The organism is Streptomyces sp. LS1784 (genome assembly GCF_020103755.1).
Classification (GTDB): domain Bacteria; phylum Actinomycetota; class Actinomycetes; order Streptomycetales; family Streptomycetaceae; genus Kitasatospora.
On record NZ_JAHSQD010000223.1, the window covers coordinates 1 to 12,499 of the forward strand.

11 protein-coding genes and 1 pseudogene are annotated in these 12,499 nt (G+C 71.5%); 6 read left to right on the forward strand and 6 right to left on the reverse strand.

Translation table 11 applies throughout. From position 1 onward, the window contains the following. Positions 1-58: 58 nt before the first annotated feature. From KS423_RS23960 to KS423_RS23970, 3 genes are read right to left on the reverse strand one after another with little or no spacing between them, the layout of a single operon-like run. The gene (locus KS423_RS23960) at positions 59-280 is read right to left on the reverse strand and encodes a hypothetical protein (RefSeq protein ID WP_224281722.1); all 222 of its coding nucleotides are present in this window, start codon (positions 278-280) and stop codon (positions 59-61) included. Continuing rightward, positions 271-384: a transposase gene (locus KS423_RS23965; protein ID WP_224281723.1), complete on the reverse strand. Its 114-nt coding sequence runs from the start codon at positions 382-384 to the stop codon at positions 271-273. The genes KS423_RS23960 and KS423_RS23965 overlap by 10 nt, the downstream gene beginning before the upstream one ends. Positions 385-437: 53 nt before the next feature. Then, positions 438-1,121 carry a TetR/AcrR family transcriptional regulator gene (locus KS423_RS23970; RefSeq protein WP_224281724.1) on the reverse strand — a complete coding sequence of 228 codons (684 nt, stop codon included), beginning with the start codon at positions 1,119-1,121 and terminating at the stop codon, positions 438-440. A gap of 280 nt (positions 1,122-1,401) precedes the next feature. On the opposite strand from KS423_RS23970, the pseudogene KS423_RS23975 reads away from it, so the two are divergent. Further along, positions 1,402-2,904: pseudogene (locus tag KS423_RS23975) on the forward strand (MMPL family transporter); the annotation flags it as partial. Between the two features lie 73 nt (positions 2,905-2,977). Further along, entirely contained in the window at positions 2,978-3,202 is a 225-nt protein-coding gene (locus KS423_RS23980) for an MMPL family transporter (protein ID WP_224281725.1), read from the forward strand. Here KS423_RS23980 and KS423_RS23985 read toward each other — a convergent pair. Beyond that, entirely contained in the window at positions 3,179-4,213 is a 1,035-nt protein-coding gene (locus KS423_RS23985) for an Lrp/AsnC family transcriptional regulator (RefSeq protein ID WP_224281727.1), read from the reverse strand. The genes KS423_RS23980 and KS423_RS23985 overlap by 24 nt on opposite strands. Positions 4,214-4,346: 133 nt before the next feature. Here KS423_RS23985 and KS423_RS23990 point away from each other — a divergent pair, with 133 nt between their 5' ends. Both KS423_RS23990 and KS423_RS23995 read left to right on the forward strand, forming a co-directional pair. After that, positions 4,347-5,627 carry a M20 family metallopeptidase gene (locus KS423_RS23990; protein WP_224281729.1) on the forward strand — a complete coding sequence of 427 codons (1,281 nt, stop codon included), beginning with the start codon at positions 4,347-4,349 and terminating at the stop codon, positions 5,625-5,627. Beyond that, positions 5,627-7,027, forward strand: coding sequence for an MFS transporter (locus tag KS423_RS23995; protein ID WP_224281731.1), 1,401 nt, complete (start codon positions 5,627-5,629; stop codon positions 7,025-7,027). The genes KS423_RS23990 and KS423_RS23995 overlap by 1 nt, the downstream gene beginning before the upstream one ends. Positions 7,028-7,091: 64 nt before the next feature. Here the strand turns inward: KS423_RS23995 and KS423_RS24000 are convergent, their stop codons facing one another. Both KS423_RS24000 and KS423_RS24005 read right to left on the reverse strand, forming a co-directional pair. After that, positions 7,092-8,291, reverse strand: coding sequence for an acyl-CoA dehydrogenase family protein (locus KS423_RS24000; RefSeq protein WP_224281733.1), 1,200 nt, complete (start codon positions 8,289-8,291; stop codon positions 7,092-7,094). An 11-nt stretch (positions 8,292-8,302) separates the two neighbouring features. Next, positions 8,303-9,883: an AMP-binding protein gene (locus tag KS423_RS24005; protein WP_224281734.1), complete on the reverse strand. Its 1,581-nt coding sequence runs from the start codon at positions 9,881-9,883 to the stop codon at positions 8,303-8,305. A gap of 126 nt (positions 9,884-10,009) precedes the next feature. Here KS423_RS24005 and KS423_RS24010 point away from each other — a divergent pair, with 126 nt between their 5' ends. After that, positions 10,010-10,624 (forward strand): TetR/AcrR family transcriptional regulator, encoded by a 615-nt coding sequence (locus tag KS423_RS24010; RefSeq protein WP_224281736.1) that lies wholly within the window; start codon positions 10,010-10,012, stop codon positions 10,622-10,624. A gap of 152 nt (positions 10,625-10,776) precedes the next feature. After that, entirely contained in the window at positions 10,777-12,174 is a 1,398-nt protein-coding gene (locus KS423_RS24015) for an IS1380 family transposase (protein WP_224281738.1), read from the forward strand. The last annotated feature ends 325 nt before the right edge of the window (positions 12,175-12,499 follow it).

Below are 12,499 nucleotides of genomic sequence, written 5' to 3' on the forward strand. Positions count from 1 at the left end.
CCGTGCCCGGTCCTCTGGTCGCTGATCACCCCGACGAGCGCCGCCGGGTCCGCCACAGCTACTTCACCCACAGGACCATGCAGCGTTTGAGGACATCACGCTCCATCTCCAACTCCCGGACCCGCTTGGCCTGTTCGGCGGCCTGCCGCCGCAATCGGGCCAACTCCTCGCGCTCGGACTCGCCGAGCGTGCCGTCACCGCCGGCCTTCCGCGCCCGGGAGACCCAGGTCGCCAGGGTGGTCTCGTTGATCCCCAGCTCCCGCCAATGACTCACCGGCATTGCAGCTCCCGCGCAACCTCCGCCGCCGGCCTCCCGGTCTCGGCGACGATCCGCACAGCCCCCTCACGGAACTCCGCGTCGAACTTCCGCCTCTTCTCCGCCATGACTCCCAACTTCCCCTTCAGTCACGGCCTCTACGCTACAAGGGGAAGGTCACTCAACCGGCTCGCCGCTCTGCGTGGCCGACTGGGCGAACCGCGCCAGTGTCGGTGAGGACTGCGAAGGCCTGGCGGGCGAGTGCGGAGAGGTCCAGTCCGGTGCGCGCGTGGTCGGGAAGGCTCGCGTAGGTGGTGCGGATGGCGCGCAGCACGCCGACGCCGGCTTTGGCGAGGACAGTGGCGCGCAACCGGGTGGCGGGGTCGGCGCGGTCGGCGCCGGCTGTGGCGAGGCGGTCGAGGAAGGCGTCGGCGACGGCCTCTTCCATGTCATGGAGGAGGAAGTTCTCGCCGCGGCCGACCTGGCTGGGGCCGAGGCGTCGCGGGCCGGCCACCAGGACGGCGGCACTCTCGTCATGGGATTCCAGATCGAGAACGGCGTTCCGCAGCGCGAGCAGTGCACCCTCTCCGGGTGGACGCTCACGGATGCGGTCGCTGAGCAGCGGGACCAGGTCGCGGGCCTGCTGCAGGGCGAGGCTCTCCTTGCTGGGGAAGTAGCGGAAGAAGGTCCGCTCGCCCACGCCGGCCTCGGCGGCGATATCGCGCACCGACGTTGCCTCGTAGCCGTGGTCCTGGAACAGCCGCGCCGCCGCCTGGACGAGGGCGTCGTGCGTGCGGCGGCGATTCTGCTCGCGGCGTCCGGTCGGCTTCCCCTGTTTGCCGACTGCTGGGCTCTCGGTCTCCACGGGGAGATTGTCTCATCCCGGGGCAAATTTTGGCAGCCCTGCCACTTTGCTAACGTGGCAGTACTGCCACTTTTCACCGACGAATCCCCCCGGAGTCGCCATGCCCACAGTCCTGTACCGTCTCGGCCGTTTCTCCTTCCGCCACCGACGACGCGTCCTGGCCCTGTGGTTGGCGGTGGTCGCGGTCGTCGTGGCCTGCATGGTGGCCTTCGGCGGCAGCGGCAAGCTCGACAACACCTTCACCGTCCCGGGCTCCGAGTCGCAGCAGGCCCTGGACCGGATGAGGACGGACTTCCCGGCCTCCTCCGGCACCAGCGCACAGATCGTCTTCACCGCCCGCGCCGGCCACCGGGTCACCGAGCCCGCCGAGAGCGCGCAGATCGACGCCGCGCTCAAGGCCGCCGCCTCCGCTCCCCAGGTCGCCAAGGTCGTCAGCCCCTTCACCACGCAGACCGTCTCCGCTGACGGCGGCACGGCCATCGCCCAGGTCCAGTACGAGGTGCCGCAGAGCGGCCTCGACGCGGGGACCGTGGACGTCCTGAAGTCCGCCGTGGCCGTGGCGGACCACGACGGCATGCGGGTCCAGGTCGGTGGGCAGGCGTTCGGCAACGCCCCCTCGAAGTCCGGCGGCGCCGACCTCCTCGGGGTCGGTGTGGCGCTGGTGATCCTCGCGCTCACCTTCGGCTCGCTGCTCACCGCGGGCGTGCTGATGGTCAGTGCACTGGTCGGAGTCGCCACGGCGGTGTGCGGCGTGCTGTCGCTCGCCGGGGCGGTGTCGATCTCGTCCACCGCGCAGAGCCTGGCCCTGATGATCGGTCTGGCGGTCGGCATCGACTACTCCCTGTTCATCGTCACGCGGCATCGCTCCCAGCTTGCCCGCGGCATGGATGCGGAGAAGTCGGCGGCGCTCGCCGTGGGCACCGCGGGCAGCGCCGTGGTCTTCGCCGGGGCCACGGTGGTCATCGCCATGGCGGGCCTGACCGTGGTCGGCATTCCCTATCTCACCGCGATGGGACTGTGCGCGGCGGGGGCGGTGCTGATCGCCGTCCTGGTGGCGATCACCCTGCTGCCCGCCGTCCTCGGCCTCGCCGGCAAGCGGATGGCGCCCAAGCCCGGGTCGCGTGCCGTGCGCCGCGAGCGGACGGTGGCGGAGGGAGGCCGACAGGGCCGGGCCGCGAACGGCGCGGAGCGGTGGTTCCGGCTGGTAACCCGCCGCCCGGTGCTCACCGTGCTCGCGGTCGTCGCCCTGCTCGGCGCGCTGGCGTGGCCCGCCCACGGCATGCGCCTGGCCCTGCCCGACAACGGCACCGCGCCGGTCTCCTCGTCGCAGCGCCTCGCCTACGACGAGATCAGCGAGGAGTTCGGCCCCGGCTTCAACGGCCCGCTGCTGGTGCTCGCCGACACCGGCGGGAGCGCCGACCAGCAGCAGGCCGCCCAGCAGATCGCCACCGCACTGCGCGCGCTCCCTGATGTCGCCGCCGTGGGCAAGCCCGCGCTCAACCCGGCAGCGCACAGCGCGCTCATCCAGGTCGTCCCCGCGAGCGGGCCCAGTGACCAGGCCACCAAGGACCTGGTGAACACGATCCGCTCGGACCGGGCCGAGATCACCCAGCACACCGGTGCCGAGATCCAGGTCACCGGCAGCACCGCCGTCAGCATCGACGTGGCCGCCAAGCTCAACGCGGCCCTCGTCCCGTTCGCCGCCGTGGTGGTGGGCCTGTCGCTGCTGCTGCTCCTGTTGGTCTTCCGTTCCTTCGTGGTGCCGGTCAAGGCCGCTGCCGGGTTCCTGCTCTCCATCGCCGCGACCCTCGGCGTGGTGGTGAGCGTCTTCCAGAACGGACACTTCGGACGGCCTGATGCTCAAGCAGATCGCCCTGGCGCTCGCGGTCGGCGTGCTGCTCGACGCGTTCGTCGTCCGGATGACGTTCGTGCCCGCCGTTCTGGCGCTCGCCCGCCGTGGGGCCTGGTGGCTGCCTCGCCGGCTGGAGCGCCTGCTGCCGAACCTCGACATCGAGGGTGAACGCCTCCAGCGGGAGGACGAGCCCGCCGGGCCCCCTTCACTCACGCTGGTCCGCGGTTGACGCCTGCCAGATGTCGACCGGTGCCGAGCCGACCGCCAGGCCGCGCTCGTCCAGCAGCCGTCCCATGTGCTTGAACGTGCGCAGGCACACGGCACGCCGGACGGGCACAAGCTCGGGGAACCGCGTGGCGAGCGCGGCTTCGAGCTCGGGCAGGTTGGCGGTGTCGCGCAGCCAGGCGATCAGCAGCAGGTTGTCCGGCCCGGTCAGGCCGATGCTGAGCCGGATCTCCGGCAGGCGTGCCACCGACCGGGCCACGCTGTCCAGGCTCGGCGGCGGGACGCGGCACCACAGGGCCACCGTCACCGGCCAGCCGGAGAGCGACTGCGCGACCTCGCAGCGCATCCGGACCCGGCCGTCGGCCATCAGACGGCCCAGTCGGCGTCGGGCCGTCGGTTCGCTGACCCCGGTACGCGAGGCCAGCTCGGTGTAGGGCAGCCGCGCGTCGACCGTCAGCTCGCGGATCAGCTGCTCGTCGGTGCCGTCCAGTGGGCGTACGGGCTCGTCCGGCGCGGTACCGTCGGTGCGCAGCGTCTGCTGCTGGGCCGGTTCGAGCGTGCCGAGTCGCCACCGGCTGGCCTCCCCGTAGGTGGTGACCAGGAGCTCCGCGTGGTGCGCCCGCACACCCGGCACGGCCTCCAGCTCCCGGCGCACGTAGGCGGAGGCGGCCGGAAGATCGGCCACGGCCACGGCGGCGAGCAGGGTGCGGGCGCCGGTCATGTGGTGCAGGTAGATGACGTGCGGCTGGGCGATGAGGTGATCGACGGCGGCGTCCAGGCTCCCGGGTCGGCATTCCAGTTCGACGTACATCAAACGGAGCATGCCCGTCCTGGTGACCGGGCCGGGGACGCAGAAGGTCCACGCCAGGCCCGCGCTCTCCAGCCGCTCCCATCGGCGGGCCACCGTCGCCGGATCGATGTCCAGCGCGCGGGCAAGCACCGTCCAGGACGCCCGGGGATTGAGCTGCAAGGCGTGTGCCAGCTCCAGGTCAAGCTCGTCGACGAGATCCCGCATTCTTTTCCCCGCAGACTGAGTTCAGCTCATCTGGCCACATCGGTGACGGTTTCCTGCGCATCGGGGCTCCGATGCGACAGCGTCCTCATCCTAGGTGCAGTCCCGACCCCCACACAGCCGAAGGACCGCCACCATGTCCGTACGCGACGCCGCCCGCGCGATGGCCGATGACCTGATCGCCCTGCGCCGGGAGATCCATGCCGAGCCGGAGCTCGGCCGCCACCTGCCCCGCACCCAGGAGCGGGTACTGGCCGCCCTCAAGGGCCTTCCGCTGGAGATCACCACCGGTCGGCAGCAGTCCTCGGTGACCGCTGTGCTGCGCGGCGGTCGGCCCGGGCCGACCGTGCTGCTGCGCGCGGACATGGACGCGCTGCCGGTGACGGAGGACACCGGCCTGCCGTACGCCTCGCGAATCGCGGGCGCGATGCACGCCTGCGGCCACGACCTGCACACCACGATGCTGGTGGGTGCGGCCCGGCTGCTGGCCGACCGGCGACAGGACTTGGCCGGATCGGTGGCGTTCATGTTCCAGCCCGACGAGGAGGGCACCGACGGCGGCGGCGCACGGCTGATGCTGGAGGAGGGCCTCCTGGACGCCTCCGGCGAACGGCCGGTGGCCGCGTACGCCTTGCACGTCGCAGCCAACCGGCTGCCGCTCGGCCTGTTCGCCAGCCGCGCCGGCACGGTGGCGGCGGCATCCGACGGCCTGGACGTGACGGTACGCGGCACGGGCGGGCACGGCTCCGCGCCGCACAAGGCGGCCGACCCGATCCCGGTGCTGTGCGAGATGGTCACCGCCTTGCAGACCTTCGTCACCCGCCGCTTCGACGTCCACGACCCGGTGGTGCTGACGGTGGGTTCCATCCACGGCGGCACCAAGCGCAACGTGATCCCCAACCACGCCTCGTTCTCGGCCACCGTGCGGACCTTCTCGCCCGAGACGCGGGCGAGGATGGAGGACGGCACCCGCACGCTGCTCGCCGGTATCGCCGCCGCACATGGGCTCACGGCCGACGTCAAGTACCGGGACGGCTATCCGGCCCTGATCAACGACCCGGCCGAGAGCGAACTCGCCGCGGGCGCCGTCGCCGACCTGTTCGGCGCACGGCGCTACCTCGCCGCTCCGCATCCGACGCCGGGTGCGGAGGACATGGCGTTCGTGCTGGAGGAGATCCCCGGCGCCTACCTGATGCTGGGCGCCTGCCCGCCCGACCGCGACTTCTCGACCGCCCCCTACAACCACGCGCCACAGGCCGTCTTCGACGACTCCGTGCTGCCCGACGGCGCGGCCCTGCTGGCGGAGCTGGCGTTGCGCCGGCTGGACGGGCATCTCACCGGCGGCGATCAGTCCGACCCCGATCAGACCGGCAGTGATCAGGACGAGGCCCCGTCCGTCGTGCAGGCCACCGCCTGATGACCACGGCGTCGACCGCCGTCCCCGTCGGCACGGAGCGCATCGGACTGCGCCGGGCGCTGGCCGCACTGCTCGTCATCGAGCTGTTCAGCGGCTTCCAGCAGAGCTACTTCACCCCGCTCTTCCACAGCGTGGCCGAGCAGTACCACGTGAACGTCACCGCCCTGGCCTGGACGGTGACCGGTCACGCCCTCGCCGCTGCGGTGGCCACCCCGGTACTCGCCGTACTCGGCGACCGCCACGGCCACCTGCGTGTCCTGCGCGCGACCGTGGCGGTGGTCGGCGTGGGCGCCGTACTGATCGCGATCGCACCGGGATACCCGCTCCTGCTGGCCGGGCGGGTGCTCCAGGGCTGCCTCGCCGGCTACCTCCCGCTGATGTTCGGTCTGGTGCGCAGCCGGCGCACCACCGAGGACACCCGGCGCGCCATCGCCTACCTGTCGGGGGCGATGATGGTCGGCGTCCTGCTCGGCAGCGTCTGCGGCTCACTGCTGCTGCGCCTGGCGGGCCCGGCACCGGTGCTGTGGTTGCCGGCCGTCGGGACGCTCGCCGGGCTCGGCCTGCTGCGGACGGCGTCGTGGGCCCCGGACGACCGCCTGCCGGCGCCGCCGGGTTCCGCTCGCGTCGACTGGCTCGGTGCCGCACTGCTGTCCGCCGGCCTGGTGTCGGCGCTGTTGGCGCTGCACGAGGGCGCAGCCTGGGGCTGGAGCTCACCTCCCACCGTCGGATGCCTCTGCGCCGCGGCGCTGCTGCTCGCGGCGTGGACGGTGACGGCACTGCGCACGCCCGCGCCCCTCATCGACGTGCGCCGCCTGTTCCGCCCCCGGCTGCTGCCGGTCTTCGCGGTCGGCTGGTGCGTGCACTTCGTCGTCATCGGCGGACAGGTCTCCTACGCCACGTACGTCACGCTCCCGGACGGGCTGGGACTGCCACCCACCGCAGTGGGCCTGGTCCTGCTGCCGGCCTTCTGCGGGATGGCCCTGTTCAGCACGCTCACCACCCGGATCGGCCGCGCCATCGGATACCGCCGAGCCACGGTGCTGGGCGCGGCGCTGCTCGTCGCGGGCACCACCGGTGTGCTGCTGCGGCACTCCGGCGCGGGCGACTTCGCGGTACTGCTGGGACTCGCCGGTTCCGGGATGGGGCTGATCTCCGGGGCAGGGCGCATCCTCGTGATCGATCACCTGAGGGCCGAGGAGACGGCGGCCGGCGAGGGACTGTTCGAGCTCCTGGTCAGCCTCGGCTCCGCCGTGGGCTCGGCGGTCCTCGGCGCGATCCTGGCCGCGCAGGGCAGCGGCCACCACGGCTACCAAACCGCCTGGGCCGTCGGTGCCGTGGTCGCCCTGCTCGGTCTCGCCGCCTCGTCAGCCCTCTCCCGCCGGACGGCGGAAAAGGGCTGACGCCAAGGCGGCCCGATACCCAGTGGGCCGCTGCTCAGCGGGCTGACGCTCAGCGGGCTGACGCTCAGCGGGCTGCTGCTCCCGGGTCCGACTCGCGGAGCAGCAGCTTGGCGATCCCGTTCCTCTGGATCTCCGAGGTGCCGGTCAGGACGCGGAACATCCGCACCTTGCGGAAGAGGTACTCCACCTCGTTGCCCTGGGTCAGGCCCTCCTTGCCGTGGATCTGCACGGCCTCGTCGAGGATGCGGAAGGCGGTCTCGGCGACGTTCAGCTTGCACATGAACGCCTCGAGCCGGGGCACCGTGCCGGTGTCGAGCGCGGCCAGCGCGGCGTAGGTCATCGCCCGGGCCGCGTAGTAGAAGGTGGCCATGTCGGCGAGCTTGTGCTGGATGGACTGCAGATCGGCGAGCGGGGCACCCCCGACGGTGCGGTGGCGCACCCGGTCGAGCGTCAGTTCCAGTGCGCGGCGGGCCATGCCGAGCACGCTGGGGCAGTGCAGCAGCCGGTTGACGTTGACCCGGCCGAGTCCCAGCAGCAGCCCGTCCCCCTCCTGGCCGAGCAGGTTGACGACCGGGACGCGGCAGTCCTTCAGGACGATGTCGCTCTCGATGTGCTCGCCGGACATCGGCGTCGCGCCGTCCAGCACCTGGCAGCCGGGACTGTCCAGGTCCACGAGGAAGGCGGAGAAGGTCTTCTCGGTCCCGTCCATGCGGGCGATGACGATGGCGAAGTCCGCGACCGGTCCCGCGCTGGAGAAGACCTTGTGGCCGTTCAGGAGGTAGCCGTCGCCGTCCCGTACGGCGGTGGTGCGCATCGCGCGGACGTCCGAGCCCGCGTCCGTCTCGGTGAGCGAGAAGCAGCAGGCGCGGTCACCGCGCACCACCGGCAGGAAGTAGCGCTCCAGTTGGTGCGGGGTGGCCGCGGCCAGGATGTCTCCGACCCGCAGCGGGCCGCCCATCTCGCCGAGCACGCTGTGCCCGAGGACGCGTCCGCTCGCGGTGACCTCCTCCTTCAGCGCGGCGAGCTGGGTGTACGTCAGGCCACGGCCGCCCAGTTCCGGCGGCAGGTGGATGCCGTAGAAGCCGAGCTCGTGGCTGCGCCGCCAGACCGGCTCCAGCAGGGCGCGGGTGAGCGGTGTCTCGGGGGTGAGGGCGTGCTCGCGCTCGTAGGCGGCGAGTTCGCCGTCCAGGTAGTCGCGCAGCCGCTCGACCAGCTCCTGCAGGAACGGGTCGTGGGTGTATTCGGGGCGCAGGGAGAAGAGCATCGGGTGGCCTCTCAGTTGACCCGGCGCGCGGCGCCGGTCCAGTACGTGTCTCGGACGGCACGGCGGTCCAGCTTGCCGTTGCGGTTGTGCGGAAGTTCGGTCGTGAAGTCGACGGAGCGCGGCTTCTTGTACCGGTCCAGGCGGGCCGCGCAGAAGTCGATCAGCTCCGCCGCGGTCACCTGGGCGCCGTCCCGGACGACGACGACGGCCTTGACGGCTTCGCCCCACCGCTCGTCCGGCACACCGACCACGCAGACCTCGCCCACCGCCGGGTGCTCGTAGAGGGCCGCCTCGACCTCGGAGCTGTAGATGTTGAAGCCGCCCGAGATGATCATGTCCTTCTTGCGGTCGACGATGAACAGGTAGCCGTCCTCGCGCATCCAGGCGAGGTCGCCGGTGTGCATCCACCCGTCGCGGAAGGTCTGTGCGGAGAGCTCCGGCTCGCGCCAGTACTCGCTCACGCAGTCCGGGCCCCGGACGATGATCTCGCCCACCTCGCGCGGGCCGGCGTCCGGGCCGTGCTCGTCCAACACCCGGATCTCGGTGTCGTAGCCGGCGCGGCCGCAGGACTGCAGCAGCTCCGGGTCCTGCGCCACGGCGCGGGCGATCTCGGCGGCGCTCAGCCCGGCGACCACCGACGTGGTCTCCGCCAGGCCGTAGCCCTGGCCGACCACCGGACCGAACGCGGCCACCGCTTCGCGCAGCCGCTGCGGGGAGACCGGCGCGCCGCCGACCCGAAGATCGGTCAGGCTCGACACGTCGTACTCGGCCAGCTTCGGGTGAGCCAGCAGCATGGTGAGCATCGCCGGGACGAGGAAGGTCGCGTCGATCCGCTCCCGCTCCACGGCGGCCAGGAACGCGTCGGCGTTCCACGTGGGCAGCACATGGATCGTGGTGCCCGCGAACACGCAGGCCAGCAGCGGCATCCCGGCCGCATGGGTGATCGGACCGCAGGCCAGGTAACGGCCGCCTGCCCGGGGGCGGGCGTCGCTCATCAGCTGCTTGCGCAGGTTCGCGAGCCGGTTGCCGAAGGTCTGCACGGCCGCCTTGAGCGCGCCCGTGGAACCGGAGGTGAAGTTCAGCACCGCCGGGTCGTCCCCGGCGACCTCCACGGACACGGGCTCGGCGCTGCCCTCCGCCAGCAGTTCCGCGTACCTGACCTCGCCGTCGGCCATGGCCTCCCCGTCCACCGCAGGCCCGTCGAACGGAACGGCGAGCGCACCGGTGCCGGCGGCGGCGAGCGCGCCCAGGGCGTCCTCACGGTGTGCGGCGCCGAAGAGCAGCGCCTTGACCGGCGCGTAGCCCAGGATGTGCGCAACCTCGGAGCGGCCCAGCCGGGCGTTGATCGGCGCGCGCATCAGCCCGGCCTTGTAGAGGGCGAACTCGGCGACGATCAGCTCCCCCCGGTTCCAGGCCAGGCTCGCCACCGCGTCCCCGGGTCCGAGCCCGCGGGCCAGCAGGGCGGAGGCCAGCCGATTGGCGTCTGCCTCCAGCTCGGCGAAGGTCCACGACCGTTCACCGCAGATTACCGCCGGCTGGTCCGGCCAGTAGCGGGCGCTGCGGGTCAGGTAGGCACCCAGATTCATCTTCATCGGAACCCTCTCGGAGAGTTATTAAACAGTCTGCCTGTTTCCAGACAGACTGTTCAGTAACATGCGAGATGTCAAGGTCCTCTACACTGGACGCGATCAAGGGACAGGCAACCGGGGAAGGTCGCGATGGCCGAGGACAGGCGGACCCGCCGCACACGGCGCTCACTGCGCGACGCACTGGTCTCACTGGTGCTGGAGCGCGGCTACGCGTCACTCACCGTGGAGGACATCACCGAACGCGCGGACATCGCCCGCGCCACCTTCTACAGCCACTGCCGCGACAAGGACGACCTGTTCACCCGCGTCACCGGCGAACTGCTCCAGGAGCTGAGCGACCGAACCCGTCCGCTGGCCGACGAGTCCGACACCGGCTTCACCGGCAAGCCCCTGCTCGAACTCTTCGCCCACGCTGAACAGGAACGCGACCTCTACCGGGCCATCCTGCGCGGCGAGGGCGACGGCAAGCCGCTGCGCATGTTCACCGCCGAATCCGCGCACCGCGTCGCAGCCGTCTTCCGCGAACGCGCCCGACGGGGCGGTGTCCAACCCCGCATCGACCCCGAACTCCTGGCCCGCGCCTGGGTCGGCGAGCAGTTCGCCGTCCTGCACTGGTGGCTCGAACAGGACCCGCGCCCCATGCCCGCCGAAGAGGCCGCCCACACCCTGCGCGACCTGGCCGCCCACGGGCGCTACTGGGCCAGCGGATTCGACGACCCCACCTGGCCGACGCCGGGATCTTGAGGCGCAGCAGCAGATGATCACCGGCGCTTAGCCTTGATCCACCGAGCGATAGTGGGTCCGAGGCTTGGATATGAGGACGCGAGTGCCCTCTGAGCTGGGACGATGGGACTTCCTACGGTTCCAGGTCCACAGAGTGAGAGAGCACCCGCGAGATGCAATCTTCCCATGCTGCTTCGGCGGTGTCCGCCGCGTTCGATGAGGCGAATCTGGTCGCGTGTGCGGGGCTGGTCCCGGTGATGCGGCTGGCCGAGCGGTGCGGGCTCGCCCGTCTGGTCGCGGACAAGGTGAAGCTGGGCAGGGCGAAGAACAGCGCGGGTGCCGCTGCGGACGCCAAGGTCACCAGCATCGTGGCCGGGATGGTCGCGGGTGCGGACAGCATCGACGACCTGGACGTCCTGCGACACGGCGCGATGCCGACCCTGTTCGGCGGGATCCGTGCCCCGTCCACGCTGGGTACGTTCCTACGCGCGTTCACCCATGGCCATGCCCTCCAACTTCACGCTGTGCACCGCAGGTTCCTGGCCGAGTCGGCCGAGCACACCCCGCTGCTGCCCGGCACGCGGGAGATGGCGTTCATCGATGTCGACTCCACCCACAAACGCGTCTACGGCCGCGCCAAGCAGGGCGCCGAGTACGGCAGGTTCAAGGGCATCCGCACCCTGCACCCCTTGCTCGCCACCATCTGCACACCCCACTCGCGCCCGCTGATCGCCACCGTGCGGATGCGCCGCGGCAAGGCAGCCGACTCCCGCGGCGCCCCGAAGCTCGTCAGCGAGGCCCTGACCACCGCCCGCGAGGCCGGCTGCACCGGCACCCGAATCCTGCGCGCCGACTCCCAGTTCTACAACGCCGGTGTGATCGCCGCCTGCCGCCGGGCCGGCGCCCACTTCTCCATCACCTGCGGCATGAACCCCTCCATCAAACGCGCCGTCCTCGCCATCCCGGAGGAGGCATGGCAGCACATCACCTACCCCACCGCCGTGCCCGATCCCGACACCGGCGACCTCATCTTTGATGCGGAGGTCGCCGAGGTCCCCGCCTATACCGCGTTCGCAAGCCGCAAGAAGAGCGAGCACGTCACCGCCCGCCTCATCGTGCGCAGGGTCCGCGACCTGGCCAAAGGCGCCACCGTCGGAGAGCAGGGCGAGCTGTTCCCGGTCTGGCGCTACCACCCGTTCTTCACCGACAATCCCGCCGCAACGCTCCAGGCGGAACGGGAACACCGCCATCACGCCGTCGTCGAGCAGGTCATCGCGGACAGCAAAGCCTCTGCGCTGGCCCACCTGTCCTCGGGGCACTTTCATGCCAACGCGGCCTGGCTCACCCTGTGGGCGATGGCCTACAACCTGCTGCGGGCCACCGGCGCGCTGGCCTCGGCCTTCCACGCCAGGGCCACCACGACGACCCTCCGCTCCCACCTGGTCCACGTCCCGGCCCGGATCGCCCGCTCCGCACGGCGCATCACCCTGCACCTTCCGCGCAACTGGCGCTGGCAGCAGGCCAGGACGCACCTGTTCGACACCGTCCACGGCCCACCCGAACCCGTCTGACGAACCCCTCGAACCCCCGCCCGCCAGGGCCCGACCGGAACCGAAACTGTGGAAAAGCTGGGCAGACCAGCGGCTCCAACCTGCCCCGGCACAAACACCCCACCCGAAACAGGCTCAACAACACATCAGAAGATCACGTCCACACCCCGCCGGTGGATCGAGGCTAAGGCGGCCGGACCGCTCGGGGGTTCGGCCGGCCGCTCTTCCACGGTGCGTCCGTCGGCGCCGGGGTGCAGTCCGGGCTACTCCAAGACGGTGCTGGGGCGGAGCGGCCGCCCGGGGCACGGACGGCGGCTCGCGCGGGACGGGGCGGGGTTCAGCGACC

Bases quoted from the DNA above. Each gene is read 5' to 3' on its own strand.
- KS423_RS23960 (WP_224281722.1), bottom strand. From the start codon at position 280: ATGCCGGTGAGTCATTGGCGGGAGCTGGGGATCAACGAGACCACCCTG.
- KS423_RS23965 (WP_224281723.1), bottom strand. From the start codon at position 384: ATGGCGGAGAAGAGGCGGAAGTTCGACGCGGAGTTCCGTGAGGGGGCT.
- KS423_RS23980 (WP_224281725.1), top strand. From the start codon at position 2,978: ATGCTCAAGCAGATCGCCCTGGCGCTCGCGGTCGGCGTGCTGCTCGAC.
- KS423_RS23985 (WP_224281727.1), bottom strand. From the start codon at position 4,213: ATGCGGGATCTCGTCGACGAGCTTGACCTGGAGCTGGCACACGCCTTG.
- KS423_RS23990 (WP_224281729.1), top strand. From the start codon at position 4,347: ATGTCCGTACGCGACGCCGCCCGCGCGATGGCCGATGACCTGATCGCC.
- KS423_RS23995 (WP_224281731.1), top strand. From the start codon at position 5,627: ATGACCACGGCGTCGACCGCCGTCCCCGTCGGCACGGAGCGCATCGGA.
- KS423_RS24000 (WP_224281733.1), bottom strand. From the start codon at position 8,291: ATGCTCTTCTCCCTGCGCCCCGAATACACCCACGACCCGTTCCTGCAG.
- KS423_RS24005 (WP_224281734.1), bottom strand. From the start codon at position 9,883: ATGAAGATGAATCTGGGTGCCTACCTGACCCGCAGCGCCCGCTACTGG.
- KS423_RS24010 (WP_224281736.1), top strand. From the start codon at position 10,010: ATGGCCGAGGACAGGCGGACCCGCCGCACACGGCGCTCACTGCGCGAC.
- KS423_RS24015 (WP_224281738.1), top strand. From the start codon at position 10,777: ATGCAATCTTCCCATGCTGCTTCGGCGGTGTCCGCCGCGTTCGATGAG.